The organism is Phyllobacterium endophyticum (genome assembly GCF_003010935.1).
In the GTDB taxonomy this organism is placed as follows: domain Bacteria; phylum Pseudomonadota; class Alphaproteobacteria; order Rhizobiales; family Rhizobiaceae; genus Phyllobacterium; species Phyllobacterium endophyticum.
In genome coordinates this window covers 246,318-268,386 of the sequence record NZ_PGGN01000006.1, presented here as the reverse complement: position 1 = coordinate 268,386, position 22,069 = coordinate 246,318, and the positions used below count along the sequence as shown (strand labels likewise).

General features: G+C 59.1%; 27 protein-coding genes and 1 pseudogene. 19 read left to right on the top strand and 9 right to left on the bottom strand.

Going from position 1 to position 22,069, the window contains the following annotated elements; genetic code table 11:
* The 3 genes and pseudogenes from CU100_RS24385 to CU100_RS26645 form a co-directional block, all read left to right on the top strand.
* Nucleotides 1-101 (top strand): annotated as a pseudogene (locus tag CU100_RS24385) (sugar transferase); the annotation flags it as partial.
* A gap of 7 nt (nucleotides 102-108) precedes the next feature.
* Nucleotides 109-885: a hypothetical protein gene (locus CU100_RS24380; protein WP_106719215.1), complete on the top strand. Its 777-nt coding sequence runs from the start codon at nucleotides 109-111 to the stop codon at nucleotides 883-885.
* Between the two features lie 460 nt (nucleotides 886-1,345).
* Entirely contained in the window at nucleotides 1,346-1,558 is a 213-nt protein-coding gene (locus CU100_RS26645) for a hypothetical protein (RefSeq protein ID WP_146141899.1), read from the top strand.
* A gap of 381 nt (nucleotides 1,559-1,939) precedes the next feature.
* On the opposite strand, the gene groL is transcribed toward CU100_RS26645, so the two are convergent.
* From groL to CU100_RS24360, 3 genes are all read right to left on the bottom strand, one after another.
* Nucleotides 1,940-3,568, bottom strand: coding sequence for a chaperonin GroEL (gene groL / locus CU100_RS24370; RefSeq protein WP_106719213.1), 1,629 nt, complete (start codon nucleotides 3,566-3,568; stop codon nucleotides 1,940-1,942).
* A 48-nt stretch (nucleotides 3,569-3,616) separates the two neighbouring features.
* Nucleotides 3,617-3,928, bottom strand: a complete 312-nt coding sequence (locus CU100_RS24365) for a co-chaperone GroES (protein ID WP_106719212.1) — start codon at nucleotides 3,926-3,928, stop codon at nucleotides 3,617-3,619.
* A 206-nt stretch (nucleotides 3,929-4,134) separates the two neighbouring features.
* Nucleotides 4,135-4,899 carry an SDR family NAD(P)-dependent oxidoreductase gene (locus CU100_RS24360; RefSeq protein WP_106719211.1) on the bottom strand — a complete coding sequence of 255 codons (765 nt, stop codon included), beginning with the start codon at nucleotides 4,897-4,899 and terminating at the stop codon, nucleotides 4,135-4,137.
* Between the two features lie 174 nt (nucleotides 4,900-5,073).
* Here CU100_RS24360 and CU100_RS24355 point away from each other — a divergent pair, with 174 nt between their 5' ends.
* The gene (locus CU100_RS24355; protein WP_106719210.1) at nucleotides 5,074-6,180 is read left to right on the top strand and encodes a DUF3182 family protein; all 1,107 of its coding nucleotides are present in this window, start codon (nucleotides 5,074-5,076) and stop codon (nucleotides 6,178-6,180) included.
* Nucleotides 6,161-6,889: an alpha/beta hydrolase family protein gene (locus CU100_RS24350; RefSeq protein ID WP_106719209.1), complete on the top strand. Its 729-nt coding sequence runs from the start codon at nucleotides 6,161-6,163 to the stop codon at nucleotides 6,887-6,889. Before CU100_RS24355 ends, CU100_RS24350 begins: the two co-directional genes overlap by 20 nt.
* Nucleotides 6,890-6,896: 7 nt before the next feature.
* Here CU100_RS24350 and CU100_RS24345 read toward each other — a convergent pair whose 3' ends face one another.
* Nucleotides 6,897-7,157, bottom strand: a complete 261-nt coding sequence (locus tag CU100_RS24345; protein ID WP_106719208.1) for a hypothetical protein — start codon at nucleotides 7,155-7,157, stop codon at nucleotides 6,897-6,899.
* 153 nt (nucleotides 7,158-7,310) lie between these two features.
* Between CU100_RS24345 and CU100_RS24340 the strand changes: the two genes are divergently transcribed.
* Complete coding sequence (locus tag CU100_RS24340; protein WP_106719207.1) at nucleotides 7,311-9,287, top strand: protein-L-isoaspartate(D-aspartate) O-methyltransferase; 1,977 nt, start codon at nucleotides 7,311-7,313, stop codon at nucleotides 9,285-9,287.
* A gap of 36 nt (nucleotides 9,288-9,323) precedes the next feature.
* Entirely contained in the window at nucleotides 9,324-9,524 is a 201-nt protein-coding gene (locus CU100_RS24335) for a hypothetical protein (RefSeq protein ID WP_106719206.1), read from the top strand.
* Nucleotides 9,525-9,553: 29 nt separating this feature from the next.
* Here the strand turns inward: CU100_RS24335 and CU100_RS24330 are convergent, their stop codons facing one another.
* Nucleotides 9,554-9,892, bottom strand: coding sequence for a hypothetical protein (locus CU100_RS24330; RefSeq protein ID WP_106719205.1), 339 nt, complete (start codon nucleotides 9,890-9,892; stop codon nucleotides 9,554-9,556).
* A 136-nt stretch (nucleotides 9,893-10,028) separates the two neighbouring features.
* On the opposite strand from CU100_RS24330, the gene CU100_RS24325 reads away from it, so the two are divergent.
* Nucleotides 10,029-10,286 carry a DUF982 domain-containing protein gene (locus tag CU100_RS24325; RefSeq protein ID WP_210280634.1) on the top strand — a complete coding sequence of 86 codons (258 nt, stop codon included), beginning with the start codon at nucleotides 10,029-10,031 and terminating at the stop codon, nucleotides 10,284-10,286.
* Nucleotides 10,287-10,312: 26 nt separating this feature from the next.
* Here the strand turns inward: CU100_RS24325 and CU100_RS24320 are convergent, their stop codons facing one another.
* Entirely contained in the window at nucleotides 10,313-10,942 is a 630-nt protein-coding gene (locus CU100_RS24320) for a glutathione S-transferase family protein (RefSeq protein WP_106719204.1), read from the bottom strand.
* A gap of 34 nt (nucleotides 10,943-10,976) precedes the next feature.
* The gene (locus CU100_RS24315) at nucleotides 10,977-11,225 is read right to left on the bottom strand and encodes a DUF2188 domain-containing protein (RefSeq protein ID WP_106719203.1); all 249 of its coding nucleotides are present in this window, start codon (nucleotides 11,223-11,225) and stop codon (nucleotides 10,977-10,979) included.
* A gap of 270 nt (nucleotides 11,226-11,495) precedes the next feature.
* Here CU100_RS24315 and CU100_RS24310 point away from each other — a divergent pair, with 270 nt between their 5' ends.
* On the top strand, nucleotides 11,496-12,371 hold the full coding sequence (locus CU100_RS24310; RefSeq protein WP_106719202.1) for an aldo/keto reductase: 876 nt from the start codon (nucleotides 11,496-11,498) through the stop codon (nucleotides 12,369-12,371).
* Here CU100_RS24310 and CU100_RS24305 read toward each other — a convergent pair.
* Complete coding sequence (locus CU100_RS24305; protein ID WP_106719201.1) at nucleotides 12,368-12,838, bottom strand: NUDIX domain-containing protein; 471 nt, start codon at nucleotides 12,836-12,838, stop codon at nucleotides 12,368-12,370. The two genes, CU100_RS24310 and CU100_RS24305, sit on opposite strands and share 4 nt — an antisense overlap.
* Nucleotides 12,839-12,846: 8 nt before the next feature.
* Complete coding sequence (locus CU100_RS24300; protein ID WP_106719200.1) at nucleotides 12,847-13,854, bottom strand: ATP-dependent DNA ligase; 1,008 nt, start codon at nucleotides 13,852-13,854, stop codon at nucleotides 12,847-12,849.
* A 124-nt stretch (nucleotides 13,855-13,978) separates the two neighbouring features.
* On the opposite strand from CU100_RS24300, the gene CU100_RS27010 reads away from it, so the two are divergent.
* The 10 genes from CU100_RS27010 (at nucleotide 13,979) to CU100_RS24250 (ending at nucleotide 22,049) form a co-directional block, all read left to right on the top strand.
* Nucleotides 13,979-14,149 carry a hypothetical protein gene (locus tag CU100_RS27010; protein ID WP_170113958.1) on the top strand — a complete coding sequence of 57 codons (171 nt, stop codon included), beginning with the start codon at nucleotides 13,979-13,981 and terminating at the stop codon, nucleotides 14,147-14,149.
* Nucleotides 14,150-14,195: 46 nt separating this feature from the next.
* Nucleotides 14,196-14,408 carry a hypothetical protein gene (locus tag CU100_RS24295; RefSeq protein ID WP_106719199.1) on the top strand — a complete coding sequence of 71 codons (213 nt, stop codon included), beginning with the start codon at nucleotides 14,196-14,198 and terminating at the stop codon, nucleotides 14,406-14,408.
* A 224-nt stretch (nucleotides 14,409-14,632) separates the two neighbouring features.
* Nucleotides 14,633-14,890: a DUF982 domain-containing protein gene (locus tag CU100_RS24290; protein ID WP_106719198.1), complete on the top strand. Its 258-nt coding sequence runs from the start codon at nucleotides 14,633-14,635 to the stop codon at nucleotides 14,888-14,890.
* Between the two features lie 394 nt (nucleotides 14,891-15,284).
* The gene (locus CU100_RS24285; protein ID WP_106719197.1) at nucleotides 15,285-16,325 is read left to right on the top strand and encodes a PstS family phosphate ABC transporter substrate-binding protein; all 1,041 of its coding nucleotides are present in this window, start codon (nucleotides 15,285-15,287) and stop codon (nucleotides 16,323-16,325) included.
* An 84-nt stretch (nucleotides 16,326-16,409) separates the two neighbouring features.
* The gene (gene pstC, locus CU100_RS24280) at nucleotides 16,410-17,876 is read left to right on the top strand and encodes a phosphate ABC transporter permease subunit PstC (protein WP_106719196.1); all 1,467 of its coding nucleotides are present in this window, start codon (nucleotides 16,410-16,412) and stop codon (nucleotides 17,874-17,876) included.
* Nucleotides 17,873-19,192: a phosphate ABC transporter permease PstA gene (gene pstA / locus CU100_RS24275; protein WP_106719195.1), complete on the top strand. Its 1,320-nt coding sequence runs from the start codon at nucleotides 17,873-17,875 to the stop codon at nucleotides 19,190-19,192. Before pstC ends, pstA begins: the two co-directional genes overlap by 4 nt.
* 66 nt (nucleotides 19,193-19,258) lie before the next feature.
* Entirely contained in the window at nucleotides 19,259-20,032 is a 774-nt protein-coding gene (pstB, locus tag CU100_RS24270) for a phosphate ABC transporter ATP-binding protein PstB (RefSeq protein WP_245419225.1), read from the top strand.
* A 22-nt stretch (nucleotides 20,033-20,054) separates the two neighbouring features.
* Nucleotides 20,055-20,786: a phosphate signaling complex protein PhoU gene (gene phoU, locus CU100_RS24265; protein WP_106719193.1), complete on the top strand. Its 732-nt coding sequence runs from the start codon at nucleotides 20,055-20,057 to the stop codon at nucleotides 20,784-20,786.
* A 14-nt stretch (nucleotides 20,787-20,800) separates the two neighbouring features.
* Complete coding sequence (phoB, locus tag CU100_RS24260; RefSeq protein WP_183635503.1) at nucleotides 20,801-21,487, top strand: phosphate regulon transcriptional regulator PhoB; 687 nt, start codon at nucleotides 20,801-20,803, stop codon at nucleotides 21,485-21,487.
* Nucleotides 21,488-21,851: 364 nt separating this feature from the next.
* A complete protein-coding gene (locus tag CU100_RS24250) occupies nucleotides 21,852-22,049 on the top strand; it encodes a hypothetical protein (RefSeq protein ID WP_106719247.1) in 198 nt (65 codons plus the stop codon).
* The last annotated feature ends 20 nt before the right edge of the window (nucleotides 22,050-22,069 follow it).

Genomic DNA, 22,069 nt, shown 5'->3' with positions numbered 1-22,069 from the left:
CCTTCGACAAGCACTATGTCGAGAACTGGTCGCTGCTGCAGGACATCCTCATCATCCTCAAGACCATTCCAGCTGTCTGCGCACTGCGCGGATCCTATTGAGCCCGCGATGCGCGGGAGGCCGGCAAACGAGCGTTCTGGCCCGGGCTATGCGTGGGCCAACGAAAACAAGGCCGTGATCAGCCGCAACAATTTCGCCTTTGCAGCCGCTACCGGCTGCGTCGTCATCTTGCTGTTCACGCTCGGCCTTTCCTTTCCGCCATTGCTGGTCGAAGACGGTCCTGTCGAAGATCTCAGCGCTGCCGGTTTTTTTATCGCGGCTGTTCTCGCGTTTGGCATTGTCATGCGCGGCAATATCCGGCTCACGCCTGCCGAACGGACGGTGCTTTTCGCCGCAGGCATATTGTCGCTGCTGCTCTTTCTCAGCGAGATCAGCTTCGGGGCGCGTCTTCTTCATATCAGGATGCCGAAGATGAAGGGCGGCGGCGAGTTCGACGGCGGACATGACATCGTCATTCTTGTATTTCGCGCAATCGGGGATGCCGGATCGGGGGCCATCTTCGCTGCACTGATCGTGATGACAGTTTTTCTTGCCGTTGCGCTGGTGCTGTTGTTGCGGTTCCGGCAGCAAGCCTGGATGCTGGCGAGATATGTCCTGTCGCGGCGTTTCGAATTCCGCCTCTTACTTGCGACGTGCATGCTTGCAAGTGCCGTCATCCTCGATCTCATACATTCATACAAGGCGGAGAAGCTTGAAGAAAGTCTGGAGTTCTGCGCAAGCGGCGTTCTGATCGCGGCATTTGCCGGGCTTCTTCGCAAAGGAGGAACAGTCGTTCGGCGGGGAACCAGGATATCGATCCCTCCGCACGCACCCCGGCAATTCTAAAGTCGTTCTGCCATTGGTCAGATGATCGGCGGGAGGTTTCCAAGGAAAAGGCGGCAGGCCGGTCTGGTCCGGTCTGCCGCCCGAGGTCAAAGGCGGGGTTATAAGGTGAGGCGCCGCTCCCCGCTCAGATGGCGCGTCTTTTTGATACGCCCGGGAACAATGTGGCTTGGCCGCACCCTATCCCGGAGATCATGCGGCCAATCTCGACATGGCAATCTCATGGTTCGCGGATCGAAACCTGTGGCTGACGGCTTTGTTCCATCAACTGCCATTTACCCAAGGATTTCAGACCTTTGCCTCGCCGGATCAGACTTTCGTCCGATATATAACCAGCCGATGCCTGTGCTTTCTTACGCTCGGCAAGCCTCACCAACTGCAAATCTGTCCACTATCGGACACATTATTGCGGCGCATTCTGGAAAGGGTAAAATGCCTTTTTAACCTCACGGGGAGGTGTGAAATGGTGCAGCGTCTGAGCGGTAAACTCGAATGTTCCGATTGTCATACGACTTACCTGCGCATGCCGGAGAGGGTCCTCACCGACAGCCCCATATTCTGCGTCACCTGCGGCAATTACATCGGACGGTGGCATGAAATCGAAGACAGTTTCATCGCCCAGGGTGGCTTGAGCGGCGTTTTCGATCTGCATGACGGGCATATTATCCGAAGGTGATTTCGCCCGGGAACGTTCTATTGCAAATGCAGTTCGATACCTGCCGGGGAGCCTCGCCTCTCTGGTAGGGGCCTGGCGCAACCCACCCCCCCCGTTAACAGCGTCAGGCCTCGCCGGGCTTGCCTGGAACATTTTTCGCATGAGACGGTTTGAGGATGGCCGGGGAGCACCGAACTCTTCGGCAGAGGCCCGGAACGCATGCTGGTCGCTGGTGTGTCGGGCCTCACTCCCCTCCCCAGATCAATGACCGATGCCCGCACTGCCGAGAGCGGGCCCCATATCTTTCAGACAAAAAGCGACGCCCGTTCTGGGGCGGGCCCCAAATCTTTCAGAAAAAAGAGAGATGCCCGCTCTGGGAGCGGGCATCGCGGAGAATTCAGATCAGAAGTCCATGCCGCCTGCGGGCATTGCAGGGGCCGGTGCTTCCTTCTTCGGTTTTTCGGCGACCATGGCTTCGGTCGTCACCAGCAATCCGGCTACCGAGGCGGCATCCTGCAGGGCCGTCCGGACCACCTTGGCCGGATCGATGACACCCTGAGCGAAAAGATCGCCGAACTCGCCGGTCTGGGCGTTCCAGCCGAAGCCAAGCTCTGCATTCTCGCGCAGCTTGCCGACGATGATCGAGCCTTCGGCACCCGCATTCTCGGCGATCTGGCGAACCGGAGCTTCGATTGCACGACGAACGATCTCGACGCCGGTCTTTTGATCCGTGTTCTCGGTCAGGACATTATCGAGCGCCTTGGCCGCCCGGAGCAGGGCCACGCCGCCACCCGGCAGAATGCCTTCCTCGACGGCAGCGCGCGTCGCATGCATCGCATCATCGACGCGATCCTTGCGTTCCTTGACCTCGACCTCGGTGGAGCCGCCGACACGGATGACCGCGACACCGCCTGCAAGCTTGGCAAGACGCTCCTGCAGTTTCTCGCGATCGTAATCGGAAGTCGTCTCCTCGATCTGGGCCTTGATCTGGGCGATACGGCCCTGGATCTCGTTGCTCGAGCCCGCACCGTCGACGATCGTGGTATTTTCCTTTTCGATGACGACCTTCTTGGCCCGGCCGAGCATCTCGAGGGTGACATTGTCGAGCTTGATGCCGAGATCTTCCGAGACCGCTGTGCCGCCGGTGAGGATCGCGATGTCCTCGAGCATTGCCTTGCGCCGGTCGCCAAAGCCAGGGGCCTTGACGGCTGCGACCTTCAGGCCACCACGCAGCTTGTTGACGACGAGCGTCGCGAGGGCCTCGCCCTCCACATCCTCGGCAATGATGAGCAGCGGTTTGCCCGACTGGACCACAGCCTCGAGTACCGGAAGCATCGCCTGCAGGTTGGATAGCTTCTTCTCATGAATGAGAATGTATGGCTCATCCAGTTCGACGCGCATCTTGTCCTGGTTGGTGATGAAATAAGGCGAGAGGTAACCGCGATCGAACTGCATGCCTTCGACCACCTCGAGTTCCGTCTCGGCAGTCTTCGCCTCCTCGACGGTGATGACGCCCTCGTTGCCGACCTTCTCCATTGCTTCAGCGAGGAAGCGGCCGATCTCGGCATCGCCGTTAGCCGAAATGGTACCGACCTGGGCGATTTCGCCGTTCTGGGTCACCTTGCGGGCGTTCCTCTTCAGCTCCTCGACGACCGCGTCGACAGCCTTGTCGATGCCGCGCTTCAGGTCCATCGGGTTCATGCCCGATGCCACGGCCTTTGCGCCTTCCTTGACGATTGCCTGGGCGAGAACGGTTGCAGTCGTCGTGCCATCGCCGGCAAGATCGTTTGTCTTGGATGCGACTTCGCGCACCATCTGTGCACCCATGTTTTCGAACTTGTCCTCAAGCTCGATTTCCTTGGCAACGGTAACGCCGTCCTTGGTGATGCGGGGTGCGCCGAACGACTTGTCGATGACGACATTGCGGCCCTTCGGCCCGAGGGTCACCTTGACTGCGTTCGCGAGAATGTCGACGCCGCGCAACAGCCGTTCACGCGCGTCGGAATGGAATTTGACTTCTTTTGCAGCCATTTCTTTACTCCTTCATCAGGCAGCATTCATTGACGGATGGTCGTGGCATCATGCCGCTTTGGCGACGGTTTCGGCTTCGATCACGCCCATGACATCGGATTCCTTCATGATCAGGAGATCCTCGCCCTTGAGCCTGATTTCGGTGCCGGACCATTTGCCGAACAGGATGCGATCACCGACCTTCACGTCCAGCGGCTGCAACTGGCCGCTTTCGTCGCGGGCACCCGGACCCGCGGCGAGGACCTCGCCTTCCTGCGGCTTTTCCTTTGCGGTGTCGGGAATGATGATACCGCCAGCCGTTTTTTCTTCGGCCTCGATGCGGCGGACCAGAATACGGTCGTGCAATGGACGGAACGTCATAATGTTCTCCTCACTAAGACAAACAGGTTTTGAAGTTCCTCCGCGCCGCTCTGGATGAAGCGACGCGGGGTTGCGCGACCCCTCAGGCGTCGCGCGCCTAACGAATTGGTTGCGGTCCGCCAGTTTTCAAGAGGCCGGAAAAAAAATTTTAGCACTCGGGCGGTGAGAGTGCCAGCGCAGCCGGAGAAGCGCCGGTGAGTGCGGCTTCAGCCCTGACCCGGTTGCCCGTTGGAGGCCGAAACGCCGCCATCGACGGGGATGTTCGCTCCGGTTATGAAACTTGCATCGTCGCTGGCAAGGAAGGCAATGACCGCTGCGACTTCGTCCGGTTCGCAGACACGGCCGAGCGGTATGCGCTGCTTGAATCTTGCGACAAGCTGGCCGTCTTCGAGCATATCCTCCGTCATCGCGGTTCGGGTCAGACTTGGGCAGACCGAATTGACCCGGATGCCCTTCTTGCCGAGATCGAGCGCGAGGGCGCGGGTGAGGTTGACCACTGCACCCTTGGCAGCATTGTATGGGCTCATGCCCCAATCGCCGCCAGTTCCCGAGACGGACGCCGTGTTGATGATCGAGCCTCCGGTCTTCTCAAGATGGGGAATTGCAGCCCGGCAGCCGAAAAATACTCCGTCCGCATCAACGCTCATGACCTTGCGCCATCGTTCGTCGGTGATTTCCTCGGGCTCGCCGGACTCATGGACGCCGGCATTGTTGACGATCACATCGAGCTTGCCGAATCTGGAGACGGTGGCTTCGACCATGGCGTTGACAGGTCCAGAACTTGAGACGTCGACGACCTGAACCATCGTACGATCGGCCGGCAGTTCGGACGCGACACGTTCCACGCTGTCCCTGTCGTAATCGGCGAGAACCACACTCGCGCCTTCCCGGGAAAACCTGCGTGCGGTTGCCTCGCCCATACCGGAGCCTGCGCCCGTGACGATGACTACTTTTCCTTCAAAACGATGCATGACCAGACCCTTCGCTTGAGTTTTGCTCGACGTGAACGCGCCCAGTCTTGCAGTCGATCCCAAAAGAGGATCATGCACAAGCGTACCTGCGTGCACACCCATGAAAATGGGAACAAAGGCCCGAGGTCCCGATTAAGTCTTCGAGGGTAATCGCGAATCTTGCGAGGATTATGCATGAAGCAGGCGGTCGTCGTCCTCGGATCGTTGGACCGGGCATCGCATAAATGGATCACGCTCCTGAGCATCGGGCGGAAGCTCGCCCGGATCAAGGAATGTGCGTTCCACGACGAACCTCCGGCCGATCCGTGGGCCGACCGGGAGAAATATTATTACGTGCCGGCGGAGACACTGTCGCGAGACCAGCACCCGGATGAAGCGGCCGCCTGGACGGTGGATGATCTCTTCGGCGGCGTCGTGGCCTATGAATTCATGTCGACGAAGCTGATCACGCATCCTCTCATTGCGCCCGATGCGACCGCACCGCGCGGCTGGTCATCCGCGTTTCCCCGGCAGGTCCGCAATGTCGTACTTCCGGGATTCTCGGTGTTCAGCGCGGAAGATCTCATTGCTGCGGGCGACAGGCTCCTGCCAAACGGCGCGATCCGGGTGAAGGACCCCTATGCCGAAGGGGGAGACGGGCAATGGGTTCTAAAATCCGCCAACGAGCTCCGGAGGCTGTGCGAGACGGTGCCCAAGGAAATCCTGGCGAATGGTCTTGTGGCCGAAGAAGATCTCGCAAAGACGAGGACATATAGCGTCGGCCAATTATGCGTCGATGGAACTGAATTGTCCTACTTTGGCGAACAACGGCTGACAACCGACAATAACGGCCGGAAAACCTATGGGGGGACGAAGTTTCGAGCTGTACCAGGCGACTGGGGGCTGTTGTCAGATCAAATCGATGACCCGAACGCCCGCCACGTGATTGCCGCAGCGCGGCACTACGATGCTTGCGCCAACAGGACATTGGGGATGATGGCCTCGCGGAAAAACTATGACGTGATCACCGGCACCGACGCGCGTGGCGAGGTCAAGACCGCGGTGCTGGAACAATCCTGGCGGGCAGGAGGTGCGACGCCGGGCGAGGTCCTTGCCCTTGAGGCTTTCAAGCAGGAACCTTCACTCGTTGCCGTCGATGCGGCATCATATGAAGTGTTCGGCAAGGCTTCTGTCGATGACCGGTCGGCTTTCGTCTGTTTCGCAGGCGAGGACCCGAGGGAGGGGCCAATGACGAAATATGCAAAACTGGAGGCGATATATCATGCAGACCAGCAAAGTTGAGATCGAAGTCGACACGCAGCGCATCATGGGCACGCTTGCCTCTCCTGACACCGGGGTGCCGGGAGTGCTTTTCCTGCATGGCTGGGCGGGGAGCCAGGAGCGCGACCTGCAAAGGGCCCGGGAAATCTCCGCCCTTGGCAGCGTCTGCCTGACCTTCGACATGCGCGGGCATGCGGAGACCTTGTCGCAACAGCGCTATGTGACGAGGGGCGACAATCTCAACGATGCGCTGGCAGCCTATGATGCATTGGCCGCCCATCCGTCGATCGATCCCAACTCGATAGGCGTGATCGGCAGCAGTTACGGCGGTTATCTTGCGGCAATCCTCACGTCGCTCAGGCCCGTCCGCTGGCTGGCGCTCCGGGTGCCGGCGCTGTACAGGGACGCCGACTGGGACGTTCCTAAGTTCTCTCTCGACAGAAAGGATCTCGCTGAATACCGGTCGAGCATAGTGTCGGCGAACGACAATAAAGCGCTCGACGTAAGCCGCCGGTTCAGGGGAGACGTCCTGATCGTCTCATCCGAAAACGACGACCTCGTCCCGCATGCTGCCATTGCGAGCTACCGCTCGGCGTTCATCAATGCACGCTCCCTGACTTCGCGCATCATCTCGGGTGCCGACCACGCCTTGAGCACACCGGAAAGCCAGAAAGCATATGATTCCCTTTTGCTGGGATGGTTCCGCGAGATGATCCTCGGCGCACGGTAGTCCGCGGTCACGAGCGCCTGAACCGCGCTTCCGCCTGCGCTATGATCGACCGAAGTTCTTCCGTTTCACGCACCTGGGTCGCGAATGCCGCGTTCGGAATTGCGCCGGGGTCCTCCTCCTGATCCAGCAGCGACGCGCTGTCGCGAATATCGTCCCAGAGGTCATCGGGGTTCGGCGCCATCCGGGCGATCGTGTGCAACAGCGCGACCAAGAGCTTGCGGTGCGCCAGAATTCGCCCTTCCAGATCCTGGCTGTCGAGTTGGGACATTGTTTCTCCTTTGAAAGCGGTCAGACCATGAAATCAACAGGGCGCCGGCAGTTTTGTTCCGCCCAGGGAGGCAATATGGGGAACTATCGGCGGCCTGTGAGGTTAACAGCATGGGTTCGTCGATCGAAGCCTTGGCAAAGCCCTGGAGGTACGATGTTAGACCTCTCGCGCGCCCGTGATCGCATGGTGGATATGCAGATTGCCCGGCGCGGAATAAATGATCCCCATACTCTCGAAGCGATGCGGCGTGTACCGCGCGAGGCATTCGTCGAGGCCGGATTCGAAGAATTCGCCTATGAAGACTCGCCCCTGCCGATCGGCGAAGGTCAGACCATCTCGCAACCCTACATCGTCGCTCACATGATCGCAGCGGCTGCGATAAAGCCCGGCGAGACGGTGCTCGACGTCGGCACCGGGTCCGGCTATGCGGCAGCGGTCGCGAGCCAGATCGCCGACCGGGTATATACTATCGAGCGCCATCCGCCCCTTGCGGAAGCGGCCGGCCGGCGGCTGCACGAGCTTGGATACGACAATGTCGAAGTGCGCGTTGGCGATGGCACCAAAGGGTGGCCCGAAGCAGCGCCATTCGATGTGATCCTCGTCGCGGCCGGGGGACCCGAGGTGCCCCGGGCGCTCAAGGAACAACTTGTGACCGGCGGTCGCCTGGTTATTCCCGTTGGCCTCGATGAAACCAGCCAAAGGCTTCTGAAGCTCACCCGAACGAGCCAATCGGACTATGAGACGGAAGATCTCGGAGCGGTCATGTTCGTGCCGCTTATCGGCGAACAGGGCTGGTCGGACGGCAGCGGCAACCTTGCCGTCAAGGCACGCGAATTGACGCTGCCGCAGATGATATCAGAAGCAGCCGAACCCCTCCCTGATCCGGACGACGATGCGTTCGGGGAGCTGTTCGACCGGTTTGCCGATCGCCGGGTGGTGCTTCTGGGTGAAGCCAGCCATGGGACCTCGGAGTTTTACCGTGCTCGTGCAGCGATCACCCAGCGCCTCATCGAGAAGCATGGTTTCACGATTGTCGCGGTCGAAGCTGACTGGCCCGACGCGGCCGAGATCGACCGTTACGTGCGCCATCGGCCAAAAAGATATGATCAAAGCCCGCCTTTCCAGCGCTTTCCGACGTGGATGTGGCGCAATACGGATGTGGAGGCCTTCACCATCTGGCTGCGCGAACATAATGCTGCCCTCGCGTCGGAGCGCCGGGCCGGGTTCTATGGTCTCGACATTTACAACATGAGCGGCTCCATCGCCGCTGTGCTGCACTATCTGGACGAGATCGATCCCGCGGCGGCAGCCATTGCCCGCCAACGCTATGGCTGCCTTACGCCTTGGCAAAGCGAGCCTTCAACCTATGGCCGTGCCGTGCTGAGTGCCGGCTACCGGAAATGCGAAGAGGCGGTGATCGCCCAATGCAGGGATCTGCTGGAGCGCAAGCTCGACTACGCGGCTAAGGACGGCGCGGACTTTCTCAATGCTGCACAAAACGCGCGGCTTGTCGCCTCGGCAGAGCGCTATTATCGCATCATGTATTATGGCGGGGCGGACTCCTGGAACCTGCGCGACACGCACATGTTCGAGACCCTGAACCATATACTCGAGAGCCGGGGCCCTGATGCCAAGGCCGTGGTTTGGGCGCACAATTCGCATATCGGCGACGCCCGCCATACCGATATGGGTCTCATCCGCGACGAACTGAATATCGGCCAGCTCTGCCGCCAGCGCTTCGGCGAGAAGTCGGCCCTGATCGGACTTGGAACCCATACGGGAACGGTGGCCGCAGCCAGTGACTGGGACGGCGACATGGAGATCATGCGCGTGCGCCCGTCGCATCGCAACAGCTATGAGCGGCTTTGCCATGAGGCTGCCATGCAGCGGTTCCTGCTCGACTTCAGCCGGCACAACGTCTTGGCAAAGCGCCTCATCGAGCCGCGGCTGGAGCGCTTCATCGGTGTGATTTACCGGCCGCAAACCGAGCTTCTCAGCCACTATGCCGAAGCGTCGCTTCCACGCCAATTCGATGCGTTCGTCTGGCTGGACGAGACGTCCGCGGTAACGCCGCTCGGACCGGAACATGCGCGGGCGGGAACGCCCGACACCTATCCGTTCGGGCTTTAGGACCTCTGGGCAAGTCGCAGACAAATGGAGATGTCAATGAACAGCAAACATCCGAAGACGCAGCAACCGACCGACACGGACTTGAAGCGCAATCCCGGCATTGGAACATCGAAAGGAACGATCAGGGACCGCGATGCCGAACCGGACGGCGAAAACACATTCGAAGGCGATGTGGAAAATGACACGACGTCTGCCGGAGGTGTCGATCCCCGGCAGCGCGGCAGGCAGAACAAATAGCGCTTTGCACCGGGGCGGGCGGGGTCTCCCTATCGCTCGGCATCAGCCGGGCGATCCGCCAGTATAACGGGATCAATATTTCCCGCCACCACCTGCCGCTCCCCAAGCGGCGAATAGGGCCCGGTGGTGTCCTCTACGACAGTGTAAAGCTTGTCATCGCGAAAGGCGCTGAACGTGCGCGTGGAATTGCCATCCCCGGGCAAGGCGTCCGTTTCCAGAAAGTCATCCTCGGCCTCGGCCGCGACGACCCTGGCGTCGGCGGCGGAACGGGCGCGAACGATGACTTCCCCATGATTGTCTGCATTGCCCCAGCGCGGATCGGCTTCATCGGCAACAGGCAGAAGGCGGAAGATTTTCAACGTTTCCATGGGAACACTCCGTTTTCGGCGGGCTGGCTGGTCCGAACAAGCAACGCAGCAAGAGCCGATATCGTTGCAGCGGCAAATTTTCAAAGGCACCGAATCTTCATGGAACAACCGTCACAGTCCGGCGTTAGGGTGCGCTATGACCACTCCATTTCCCTGTGTGACCATCGAAATCCAACCCGCCGGCAAGCCCCGGAACATCGCTTCCGTGCCGGAAGCGGCCGAGGTTCTGTTGATGAACTGGCCCATTCATGACGGCGTCAAACTGAAGGCGGCAAGGCAGAAATGTCTTGAGGCGCTTGATGGTAAGGTGACAATTACCGAGTGCCGTTCGGCTTTCATCGAAGCAGCAAAGGAAGCCCGTATATTCGTCGACTACGCCTCGAAGAGGCCGTAGGTCCTCGCCCCGATTTCTCTACCCTCTCACCTGTCGAAGTTGCGCTTCAGGACCTTGGAAAACAGCGGGTCATTGGCCACGTTCTCGCCGATCTCCGTCAGTTTTGGAAAGGCTTTCGCAAACGCCTTACGGCCGGGCCGCCAGTGGCGCATCACGGCAATATAAAGATCGATCGCGCTGAAATCATTGCCCAGGAAGCAGGGCGTATCGGCCACGTCTTCCACGTGGCGCCACAACTCCATGCGGTATTCGTCTACAGTCTGCTTGTAAGGATCTTGGATGTCGGATGGCAAATTCCAGCGGTCAGGATGATCACTGAAGGTCGAGGCCGGATATATCTCGCTTACGATATAGATGAGCCACCTCAAGAAAGCTGGCCGGTGCCGGTCGCTGGTGGCGGGCGTCAACTGCGAATCCGGAAACGCGTCTGCGAGATGAAGGATGATTGCCGCGCTTTCCGTCATGACGTCTCCGTCAGGCATGATGAGCGTCGGAACCTGTCCCAGGGGGTTCAACTCGAGCAAACGGTCACGATCCGGCCCGGGCTCAAGATAGGGTATCTCCTCGAGGTCGAATTCTGCGCCCGCCTTCAACAGCGCCAGTTCGACGACGACAGAGCCGCAACCCTGCGACCCGATGAGAACGTATTTGCTCATTTGCCCTTCCCTTTATCAGGTTTAACCCTTTCTATCAGGTCTTGGCATCATCCTCGACATCGACTTCAGGCCGGTCGCTGCCCCTGACAGATTCCTGGTGCCATGTACCGTCCGCCGTTTCATAGCTGATCTGGGCGTCCTCGCCGCCGATCTGCTGGCGTTTGGCGGCATCCCTGGCAGCGCGCAATGCGGCGTCATGCGTGGGATATGTCTCCGACCAGACATCCCCGAGCCGATAAGCCCAGCCGCCGTCGTGAACATGGACATGATAGGTGAGGTGCATGAAACTACTCCAATAAGCCGATTCCAACCCGGTTTTACCGATAAGCTATACCGCGTTCACCCCCGATTAGAAAAATGAACCGTCGGAGGTTTTGTTCCAGAAGCAACGAGATTGGCGCCCAGATGCGATGGAACCAAGTAAAGCTTCAGTGATTTGATTACCGAGCAAATCCCGGGTTAGAGTCTGCTCCCGTTTCGACCAGATTGGCGGGTCGAAACCCTGATTCAAGCACGCCCACCTGATTATCAATCAAGCAAGAGGAACGGGACCATGTCCAGATCCAACGCCGCGCTTTCCGGTACATTCACAATCGACGCAGAGTCCAGGATCAACCGTCTCGGCTTCGGTGCGATGCGCATTACAGGCAAGGGCATATGGGGCGAACCGGCCGATCATGCGGAGGCCATCCGCACGCTGAAGCGCCTGCCCGAGCTTGGAGTCAATTTCATCGACACCGCCGATTCCTATGGTCCCAATGTTTCCGAAGAGTTGATCAGGGAAGCGTTGCATCCCTATGACGGCATGTTGATCGCCACCAAAGCCGGGCTTGCGCGCACTGGTCCGGATCAGTGGACGCCGCTCGGGCGACCGGAATATTTGATCCAGCAGGCCTATGCGAGCTGCCGGCGGCTGGGCGTCGACCAAATTGACCTGTGGCAATTGCACCGGATCGACTCGAAGGTTCCGGCCGACGAGCAGTTTTCAGCGGTAAGGAAATTGCTCGATGATGGTATTATCCGCCACGCCGGCCTGAGCGAGGTGTCTGTCGCCGACATCAAGGCCGCATCGAAGCATTTCAAGGTGGCTACGGTCCAGAACCGATACAATCTTGTCGACAGGACAAGTGAGGATGTTCTCGACTATTGCAGCGAAAACGATATCGGTTTCATACCGTGGTTTCCGCTGGCGGCGGGCGATCTGGCAAAGCCCGGTTCGCTCCTCGACAAGATGGCCTCGGCGCACGACGCCGGACCGAGCCAGATTGCGCTTGCCTGGGTTCTGAAACGCAGTCCGGTGATGCTGCCAATCCCGGGTACCTCGAAGGTTAAACATCTGGAGGAGAACGTGGCTGCCGCGGCGATAGAGCTTTCCGACGAGGAATTCGCTGCGCTGGATACGGAAGGGAAGGCGTGGAAAGGTCACTAGCCGATCTTGCCGCCGAGCATTTGCCGGAGGCGATCGAGAAGCGGGCGCTGACCTTGTATGATCTTGCCGTACGCGACATCGAGTGAAAACCACCCTGCACGATCGACCTCGGGAAAAGACTGGAGCCGCCCGCTGCGGGGCGGCCATTCGATCTCGAACATGTTGCTGACGAGGCCTGTCACGTCGAAATCGCCTTCGATGCAAAAGCCGGTGACAAGCTTGCCGCCTGCCTGACGGATGGAGCCTAGAGACTGGAGTTCTCCCTCCAGCACCATGCCTGTTTCCTCGCCGAATTCGCGTCGCGCCGTCAACTCCGGGTCGTCGCCCTCGCCATATTCCCCCTTCGGGATCGACCAGGCCGACAGATCCTTGTTGCGCCAGAAAGGACCGCCGGGATGCACCAGCAATACCTCATGATCGTTACCGGTTCGTCGATACATCAGAATGCCGGCGCTTTGCCTTACCACGAGTGACCTCACCTGATCTGCTCGAACGTACATTGCCGCGGCGCCTTATCCGGCCTCCAACGCACGAATCGCGTTCCATGGCGGAAGCGATCGTTCGTCACATGATCGAATTTGACCTCGGCGACAAGTTCCGGCCGCAGAGGCTGCCACTGACTGCTTTTCTCGGTCGACCAGCGGCTCGGACCGCCGGGCGAACGGCCGGTAAATCCCTCTCCCTCCAGCGCTTCGAGCTTTCGCGTCAGCGCAGGCGCTTCCGAAGCGGCTATCATGGAGGTGAAACCAACATGATTGAGCATGCCAGCCGCATCGTACAGTCCGAGCAGCAGCGATCCAACGAGTCTCGTGCCAGCCCGGTAGCGGAAGCCGCCTACGACACAATCGGCGGTGCGGATACGCTTGACCTTGAGCATTGTCCGCTCGCCCGGTGTGTAGGGCGCATCCAGCAGCTTGGCAACGACACCGTCCGTCGCTCCGTTTCCCGATGCATCCAGCCAGGTCTGCGCCTCGTGCGCATCGCTCGTTGCTGGCGAAATTCCCAGCCAACTATCGCTTTGCATCGGGCGGGCGATCCGCTCAAGCGCCTTGCGCCGCTGCCGCAATGGCCGATCGAGCAGCACGGCGCCTGTCTCATCCGCCAGAATGTCGAACACGGTAAACTTCGCCGGGGTTGCCAGGGAGAGTTTGCGTATACGGCTTTCGGCCGGGTGCAACCGCATCTGCAACGCATCGAATTCAGGCTTGCCATCGATGATGACGACGAGTTCGCCATCGAGCACGAATTCATCCAACTTCACCTCTTTGAGATGCGCAACCATCTCCGGAAAATAGCGCCCGAGATCCTTTCCCGACTTGGCGAGCAAACGCACCTTTTGACCCGATTTGAAGGCGAGGCAGCGAAAGCCGTCCCATTTCGGCTCGTATTGCCATGGCCCGCCTGTTTGCGGCAGCGCTTCTGTCGTGCGGGCCTCCATGGGCTCCGTATCGAGCGGCAGGGGAAATTCAGGTGGAGCGACCATCGTTCTATCCTCTTCCGGTCAATAATCACCTTTGCATCGTTCCGGTTCCGGATCGGGTTTCGTGGAACAAAATACGGGTCCGGAAGTTCGCCATCTGAACAAGGATAGATGAAGGAGCCAGCCCATGAGCGCGCCGATTACGCCGCCGCGTCCCGACAATGGCCAAAGCTCGAAACTGCCCGAAAAGCCGAAGCCGCGCGATACACCTTTTCCGGCACCGGGGCAGCCGCCGTCGGAAAAACAGAAGTCCGAGCTTGAAAAGAACGAGGATGAAGAACGGCCGCACGAGGTGTGATGATTGAAGCTGTCTTTTTGCGGACGAGCCCAACCACGAGGACAAAATGACGAGAGTTCAATTGCTGATGATAGCGGCCATGGGCGTGGTTTTCGCCGGCTGCTCCGACCAATCAAACAACCAGCAGAACCAGACGGTATCGCCTGAACCCAATGCCCAGATGGACACCAAGAAATCACCGCAAACGAGTACGGGCGGTGAATCGCAGACCACGACGCCGAGCGGCAACGAGAACAAGCCTACCCCGCCGGCCAATTGACGATTTTGCTTGGAGTAGCAGCATGAACAGGACCCATGCGCCGAATTGGGTATTGCGGCAGGAATGGAAATCTGAAATCATCAACCATCCCAGAAGTCCAAATAAAAAGACCGGGGGAACAGGAGGAAACATAGTTCGTAATTCTCTTTATGGAGTGCAACTATGATTTCGAATTCGTATCACGCAGACATCGCTGTTCCGTTCAATGCGGGAGGCAGCACATCATGAATGACAAGTCTTTCTCATCTCCAGTTTTGATCAGTCTCGGCTCGATGGGGCTTCGCCTCGTTTCTTCCGCCTGGGAAGCGCTGGAATGCCTGAAAAACCAATGGCCCCAACAGGACGGGATCGAATACAGACGTGCGACACGGATGTGCCGGGATGCGCTGGAGGGCTGGATGTCCACAGCCAAGGCACGGCGGGCCTTCGTCCTTGCCGCACAGCGCGCAGGCGTCCTGATCGGTGAGCCGACGCCGAAGTGACGTTCAAAATGCGTGAGCAATGTCTGCGGAGAGAGCCCGGGCGGTCCTCTCCGGGGGGTGGGATGATCGCGCGATGCAACCCATGGTACAAGTCAGGCGTACTGCGGTTGCAGGTCCGTCGCCGGCGAGCCGATTTTTCCCATCGGGTTGCAAAACCTGTCGCAATTCGCCTCGCGAGTGTGATTGAAATCGTTGAGCTTTTGCGGCCAGTGGTTGTATGATAGACTGCCAGAGCCGGCTAACGAAGATATTTAATCATTAATTACAATGACTTATTCCGCACACCATTGCGGCGCCGATGTTGTGACCAAACCGTAATATAAGTGTCACATGACTGTTATAAACCTTCTGTAGACAGCGGTTACTTCAACAGTTTTCTAACGGGAGTAAAACGATGAACAAGCTTCTAACTACAGCCGCGCTGCTTGCGATCGCCGTTGGCGCGTCCACGGTTGCCGCGTCTGCCCGCGACCAGGTTCAGGTATCCGGCTCTTCGACGGTTCTGCCCTACGCCAAGATCGTCGCCGAATCCTTTGGCGAAACATACCCAGATTTCAAGACGCCAGTTGTCGAGTCCGGTGGCTCGGGCGCGGGCATCAAGGAATTCTGCAAGGGTGTCGGCGAAGGCACGGTCGACATTGCCAATTCTTCTCGTCCGATCAAGGAGAGCGAGTTGAAATCCTGTGCCGATGCCGGCGTCAAGGACGTTCAGGAAGTGCGCATCGGCTATGATGGCATCGTGTTCGCGACCGACATCAAGGGTCCGGATTGGGCACTCTCGCCGAAGGACGTCTACACGGCGCTGGCCGCCCAGATCGTCGTCGACGGCAAGCTCGTCAACAATCCGAACACCAAGTGGAACGAGGTCAACCCGGCTCTCCCGGACTGGGAGATCGCTGCCTACATTCCTGGCGAAAAGCACGGCACGCGCGAAGTATTCGAAGAGAAGCTCATGACCGCAGGCTGCAAGGCCACCGGCGCTGCCGATGCGATCAAGAAGCTGGGACTTGACGACAAGGCTGCTGCCGCTGCCTGCGTCAAGGTCCGCAAGGATGGCAAGGCAGTCGACATCGATGGCGATTATCCGGAAACGCTGGCTCGCATCGACGCCAACAAGACCGGCGTCGGCGTGTTCGGCCTGGCCTTCTATGAAAACAACGCCGACAAGTTGAAGGTTGCCACAGTTGACGGCGTGGTTCCGAGCACGGAAACCATCTCCTCCGGCAAATATCCGGTTTCGCGCCCGCTGTTCTTCTACGTCAAGAAGGCTCATCTCGGTGTCATTCCTGGCCTCAAGGAATATGTCGACTTCTTCCTTGACGACCAGATGATCGGCCCGGACAGCCCGCTCGTCGAGTACGGCCTGGTTGCCGCACCGGATGCAGAACGCAAAGCCCAGCGCGATGCCTTCGCGGCCGGCACGACACTGAAGTAAGTCACGGCTTACGCAGACGGGCAGCTCAGGCTGCCCGTTCATCTCTTTGAGTGACCGAAGTTGCGGGACGGGGAAGACCTCTAGATGTCCACTTTAATGGTGCTTGTGATTGTCATAGCGATCGGCGCGGCCGGATATTTCATCGGTCGCCAGCGCGCTGCCGCCAAGGCAGGAGGGAACATCAAGCCGCATTCCCTGCCGCACTATCATGGATGGTGGGTTTTCCTCGCTGCCACGCTGCCGGCCGTCCTGTTTATCGCAATCTGGACCGCCGGAACCGGGATCTACCTCGAACGATCAGCCATTGCCGAACTGCCGACGCGAACGGCCGATACTGTCATCGCCAGCCAGAGCCTCGAGCTTGGGATGGTAAGCGGGATCGCTCGCGGCCTCGACAAGCTCAGCGACGCCGAGCGCGCCAGTCTTCCGCAAACCTTCGCGGAACTGCGGCCGCTCCTTGCCAGCAAGGGCGTGGCGCTTGCGACCGAGGGCCAGGACTACATGATCCCGATCGCAGTCGAATGGAACAGGAACACGTCGCGGGCAAGCAATATTGGCGGATTTGTCGCCATAGCGCTTGCGCTTGCCGGAGCCATTTTCGGCCTCTCGGGTGTTCATGTACGGGCCCGTGCGCGCAACAATGTGGAGCGCGTAATCCTCGGCGCCCTGATCGCAGCATCGGGCATAGCCATTCTCACGACCATCGGCATCATCCTGTCGATGCTGTTCCAGACGATAACATTCTTCCAGTCCGTTTCGCCTTCGACGTTCTTCTTCGGAACCGTGTGGGACCCACGCTTCGCGGCAGCAGGGTCCGGTGGCTCCCAAGGTCAATTCGGACTTATACCGCTGCTCGCCGGAACGCTTTATATCGCTCTTGTCGCCATGCTGTTCGCCGTGCCGGTCGGCTTGTTCGCCGCCATCTACATGGCGGAATATGCCAGCCGCAGCGTGCGTTCCGTCGTCAAGCCGATGCTCGAGGTGCTGGCCGGCATCCCGACGATCGTCTACGGCTTCTTCGCGCTCGTTACAGTCGGACCGTTCCTGCGCGACCTGAGTGCGGCGCTTTCCGGTGGTTACGCCTTTATCCAGGCGCAAAGCGTGCTGACTGCCGGGATCGTCATGGGCGTCATGCTGATCCCCTTCGTCTCCTCGCTTTCCGACGACATCATCACCGCGGTACCGGGCTCGCTGCGCGACGGGTCGCTCGGTCTCGGATCCACAAAGTCGGAAACAATCCGCCGCGTGGTACTGCCTGCCGCTTTACCCGGAATCGTCGGTGCGCTGCTTCTGACCGCGTCGCGCGCCATTGGCGAGACCATGATCGTGGTGCTCGCTGCGGGTGTCGCTGCCAATCTCAACATCAATCCGTTCGAAGCGATGACGACGATCACCGTCAAGATCGTCAATCAGCTGACCGGCGATCTCGAGTTCAACTCACCACAAACTCTGGTGGCTTTCGCCTTGGGACTTACCCTCTTTTTCATCACTCTGGCGATGAACATCTTTGCGCTCTATATCGTGCGCAAGTACCGGGAGCAGTATGAATGACCGATATAGCACTTAATCCTGCTGCACCCGCATCCGCACGCCCCGCGCGCCGCGATATCGGGCTCAAGCGCCGCTACGCTGCCGAACGCCGATTCAAGCTCTACGGCATCACGGCTATCGCCATCGGCATTTTCTTCCTTTTAGCATTGCTGTTTTCCGTTTTCTCCAATGGCTATACCGCCTTCTGGCAGACGGAGGTCAGGCTCGCGATCAACCTCGATCCGAAGATCATCGACCCGGACAACAAGCGGGCGAGCGATCCGAATGTGCTGCTGACTGCCAATTACCCGATCCTGGCGCGCAACGCCCTGGCGGAAAAACTGGGCGTTCCAACGACGGACAAGCCTGCGATGCGGGAACTCGGCAAGCTGTTTTCGGAAGGCGTACGCGGGCAATTGCGCGAACTTGTCGCCGGAAATCCTTCGCTGATCGGCACGACGCAGGATGTCTGGGTCCTGACTGGTGCAGATATCGATTCTGCCTTCAAGGGCCAGATCGATCTCGGTGTCGATCAGGAGCGGCGCAAGGTTTCGGACCGCCAGGTCGAGTGGATGAACAAGCTCAAGAGCGAAGGCGCCATGGCCCAGCGCTTCAACACCGGCCTGTTCACCTATGGCGCATCAAGTCGACCCGAAACCTCGGGCCTCGGCGTCGCGCTCATCGGTTCGCTTTACATGATGCTGATAGTCCTGTGCCTTTCCCTGCCGATCGGTGTCGCGGCATCGATCTATCTGGAAGAATATGCCAAGAAGAGCCGGCTGACGGATATTATCGAGGTGAATATCAACAATCTCGCGGCTGTTCCGTCCATCGTGTTCGGGCTTCTCGGACTGGCTGTCTTCATCAACTTCTTCCACATGCCGCGCTCTGCTTCGCTGGTTGGCGGCCTGGTGCTGACGCTCATGACATTGCCGACGATCATTATCGCTACTCGCGCTGCATTGAGGGCCGTTCCGCCGTCGATCCGCGCGGCAGCTCTCGGCGTCGGTGCGTCGAAGACGCAAATGGTTTTCCACCATGTCCTGCCGCTTGCCGCTCCCGGGATTCTGACGGGAACGATCATCGGTCTGGCACATGCCCTCGGTGAAACGGCTCCGCTGCTCCTGATCGGCATGGTCGCTTTCGTCGCCAACAACCCGGTTACACCGCTCGACCCTTCGACGGCCCTCCCGGTTCAGATCTACATGTGGGCCAACGAGGCAGAACGCGCCTTTGTCGAGCGCACATCTGGCGCTATCATCGTGTTGTTGATTTTCCTCGCGGTCATGAACATCACAGCCATCATTCTGCGTCGCCGCTTCGAGCGCCGCTGGTAAAGGATCGGGAGAAAATCTATGAACCTGATGACGGAACGGAATCTGGAAAAAGCGGTAAACGATAAAATGAGCGCTCAGGCAAACGCGATCAAGATGCAGGGCAAGGACGTCACCGTACACTATGGTGACAAGCAGGCGCTGTTCGGCGTCAGCCTCGATGTACCGGAGAAGATGGTAACGGCCCTGATCGGCCCATCCGGATGCGGCAAATCCACCTTCCTGCGCAGCCTCAACCGGATGAACGATACTATCGAAGGGTGCAGGGTCGGCGGTCTGATCACTCTTGACGATGAGGACATCTACAACCCGAAGATCGATGTGGTGGAACTGCGTGCCCGCGTCGGCATGGTGTTCCAGAAGCCAAACCCCTTCCCGAAATCAATATTCGAGAATGTGGCATACGGCCCACGCATTCACGGTCTTGCCAAGAACCGCCAGGAACTCGATGAGATCGTCGAGAAGAGCCTGCGCCGCGCCAGCCTTTTCGAGGAGGTCAAGGATCGACTGCATGAGGCTGGCACGGGACTTTCCGGCGGACAGCAGCAGCGTCTTTGCATTGCACGCGCCATTGCCGTCAGCCCCGAGGTGATCCTGATGGACGAGCCATGCTCGGCGCTCGATCCGATCGCCACTGCCAAGGTGGAGGAACTCATCGACGAATTGCGCGAAAACTATACGATCGTGATCGTGACGCACTCGATGCAGCAGGCGGCGCGCGTGTCGCAGCGCACGGCGATGTTCCATCTCGGGAACCTTGTCGAGGTCGGTGACACGGAAATGATGTTCACCAGCCCGACGGAAAAGCGCACGCAGGATTATATTACCGGACGCTTCGGCTGATCACGGGAGAGAGGTTGATACCATGACCGAACAGGCAGCACAGCACACCGTCCGCTCCTACGACGAAGAATTGAAATTCCTGACCCATAAGATCGCCGAAATGGGCGGGCATGCGGAACGCATGGTCGAACAGGCGGTTGCCGCCATGGTGAATTCCGACAATGCCCTGGCGCAGCGGGTGATTTCGGACGATTTGATTCTTGACGCCGGTCAGCGCGAGATCGACGAAAAAGCCATTACGATCATCGGCAAGCGCCAGCCCATGGCGATCGACCTGCGTGAAGTCATCGGCACGATTCGCATCTCGTCAGACCTGGAGCGCATCGGCGATCTCGGCAAGAACATCGCCAAGCGCGTGGTTGCCGTCACAGACACGCGGCAGACGATTTCCGTCTATCGCGGGCTGCAGACCATCGCCGAGCTGGCCCTGACGCAGTTGAAGGACGTTCTCGATGCCTATGCGACCCGCTCGGTCGCCCAAGTGAACATCGTGCGCGAGCGCGATGATGAAATCGATGCGCTCTATACGTCATTGTTCCGCGAACTCCTCACCTACATGATGGAAGATCCGCGCAATATCTCGGCCTGCACGCACCTGCTTTTCTGCGCAAAGAATATCGAACGCATCGGTGATCATGCGACGAACATAGCAGAGACAGTCTACTATATTGTGACGGGAACGCAGCTACCGGTAGAGCGTCCGAAGGAAGACCAATCCCACACCATCGTCGTGGATGAACCAGCCGCATCTTAATTCAAGGGCACAAAATGGCGATAGCTCCCAAAATCACTGTTGTCGAAGACGAGGAGGCCCTAAGCGTTCTCCTCCGGTACAATCTTGAAGCTGAAGGCTATACGGTCGATACGATAGCTCGCGGCGATGAAGCTGAAATAGCACTGCGCGAGAAGGTGCCCGATCTGCTGATCCTCGACTGGATGCTGCCCGGGCTTTCCGGCATTGAACTATGCCGCAGGCTCAGAGCACGGCGCGAGACCGAAATCCTGCCGATCATCATGCTGACCGCACGAGGCGAGGAAAGCGAACGCGTCCGTGGTCTAGCAACGGGGGCAGACGACTACATGGTCAAGCCGTTCTCGACGCCCGAACTGCTTGCCCGCATAAAATCCATGCTGCGCCGGGTCAATCCGAGCCTGCTCTCGCACGTGCTGAGCTTCGGCGATCTCAAGCTCGACCGCGAGCAACATCGTGTCTACCGCAAGGAACGCGAGCTGAAGCTTGGACCGACCGAATTCCGCCTGCTGGAATTCCTGATGCAATCGCCCGGCCGAGTGTTCTCGCGCGGGCAGCTGCTCGACAATGTCTGGGGCGCGGACATCTATGTGGATGACCGCACCGTGGACGTCCATGTCGGGCGCCTGCGCAAGGCGATCAATATCGGCCGCTCCGTCGATCCGATACGCACCGTACGCGGTGCAGGGTACTCATTCGGCTAAGCACTTTCTCGCGTTGCCACGCCGGCCGGCGGAGCGCAACCATCGTGAGCCCGCGCGGTTATCCTCTGTGAGAGCATTGCGGAGGAACTGTTCATGCCCGACAAACCACCGGCCCAGGCCAGGAGCAAACCCGAGAACGACGCCAAGGGCCAACTTGCAAGAACAAAGTCCCGGCCGACAATGATGGCGTGGCAAGTGCCGACCCGCGTGTGATCTCCAGCAAAAAAGACGGCGACGCCACGTTCGCCGCAAAAGGTTTGCCGCAGAAGAAGTCGCAAAGCTGAAACGATTTCGCCTCCCTGGAACAAACTCCTTTGTCGCGGGTTGAAAAGGGCAGGGAGAGGGAAACCCTATGGAGGAAGTCATGGCTAACAATGAAAAAAATCGTGGCGGTTCGTCGGAGCAGTCCAAGTCCGGCCAGCAGGGCGGCGACAAGAAGATGGGTGGTCAGCATCAGCAGGAAGGCGGATCGAAAGGAACGCAGCAAGGGTCCGGATCCACACGGGGCGGCTCCTCGGAGCAGCACTCGAAAGCCGGTCAGCAAAGCCACAAGAACAAATGACATACTGAAAGCCCGTCACT

Coding starts and splice junctions, on each gene's coding strand:
- phoU (WP_106719193.1), top strand. CDS start 20,055: ATGACCGAACAGGCAGCACAGCACACCGTCCGCTCCTACGACGAAGAA.
- CU100_RS24320 (WP_106719204.1), bottom strand. CDS start 10,942: ATGAGCAAATACGTTCTCATCGGGTCGCAGGGTTGCGGCTCTGTCGTC.
- CU100_RS24310 (WP_106719202.1), top strand. CDS start 11,496: ATGTCCAGATCCAACGCCGCGCTTTCCGGTACATTCACAATCGACGCA.
- CU100_RS24325 (WP_210280634.1), top strand. CDS start 10,029: ATGACCACTCCATTTCCCTGTGTGACCATCGAAATCCAACCCGCCGGC.
- CU100_RS24315 (WP_106719203.1), bottom strand. CDS start 11,225: ATGCACCTCACCTATCATGTCCATGTTCACGACGGCGGCTGGGCTTAT.
- CU100_RS24340 (WP_106719207.1), top strand. CDS start 7,311: ATGTTAGACCTCTCGCGCGCCCGTGATCGCATGGTGGATATGCAGATT.
- CU100_RS24300 (WP_106719200.1), bottom strand. CDS start 13,854: ATGGTCGCTCCACCTGAATTTCCCCTGCCGCTCGATACGGAGCCCATG.
- CU100_RS24350 (WP_106719209.1), top strand. CDS start 6,161: ATGCAGACCAGCAAAGTTGAGATCGAAGTCGACACGCAGCGCATCATG.
- CU100_RS24355 (WP_106719210.1), top strand. CDS start 5,074: ATGAAGCAGGCGGTCGTCGTCCTCGGATCGTTGGACCGGGCATCGCAT.
- groL (WP_106719213.1), bottom strand. CDS start 3,568: ATGGCTGCAAAAGAAGTCAAATTCCATTCCGACGCGCGTGAACGGCTG.
- CU100_RS24285 (WP_106719197.1), top strand. CDS start 15,285: ATGAACAAGCTTCTAACTACAGCCGCGCTGCTTGCGATCGCCGTTGGC.
- CU100_RS24360 (WP_106719211.1), bottom strand. CDS start 4,899: ATGCATCGTTTTGAAGGAAAAGTAGTCATCGTCACGGGCGCAGGCTCC.
- CU100_RS24295 (WP_106719199.1), top strand. CDS start 14,196: ATGACGAGAGTTCAATTGCTGATGATAGCGGCCATGGGCGTGGTTTTC.
- CU100_RS24330 (WP_106719205.1), bottom strand. CDS start 9,892: ATGGAAACGTTGAAAATCTTCCGCCTTCTGCCTGTTGCCGATGAAGCC.
- CU100_RS24335 (WP_106719206.1), top strand. CDS start 9,324: ATGAACAGCAAACATCCGAAGACGCAGCAACCGACCGACACGGACTTG.
- pstB (WP_245419225.1), top strand. CDS start 19,259: ATGAGCGCTCAGGCAAACGCGATCAAGATGCAGGGCAAGGACGTCACC.
- pstA (WP_106719195.1), top strand. CDS start 17,873: ATGACCGATATAGCACTTAATCCTGCTGCACCCGCATCCGCACGCCCC.
- phoB (WP_183635503.1), top strand. CDS start 20,801: ATGGCGATAGCTCCCAAAATCACTGTTGTCGAAGACGAGGAGGCCCTA.
- CU100_RS24365 (WP_106719212.1), bottom strand. CDS start 3,928: ATGACGTTCCGTCCATTGCACGACCGTATTCTGGTCCGCCGCATCGAG.
- CU100_RS24290 (WP_106719198.1), top strand. CDS start 14,633: ATGAATGACAAGTCTTTCTCATCTCCAGTTTTGATCAGTCTCGGCTCG.
- CU100_RS24345 (WP_106719208.1), bottom strand. CDS start 7,157: ATGTCCCAACTCGACAGCCAGGATCTGGAAGGGCGAATTCTGGCGCAC.
- pstC (WP_106719196.1), top strand. CDS start 16,410: ATGTCCACTTTAATGGTGCTTGTGATTGTCATAGCGATCGGCGCGGCC.
- CU100_RS24250 (WP_106719247.1), top strand. CDS start 21,852: ATGGCTAACAATGAAAAAAATCGTGGCGGTTCGTCGGAGCAGTCCAAG.
- CU100_RS27010 (WP_170113958.1), top strand. CDS start 13,979: ATGAGCGCGCCGATTACGCCGCCGCGTCCCGACAATGGCCAAAGCTCG.
- CU100_RS24380 (WP_106719215.1), top strand. CDS start 109: ATGCGCGGGAGGCCGGCAAACGAGCGTTCTGGCCCGGGCTATGCGTGG.
- CU100_RS26645 (WP_146141899.1), top strand. CDS start 1,346: ATGGTGCAGCGTCTGAGCGGTAAACTCGAATGTTCCGATTGTCATACG.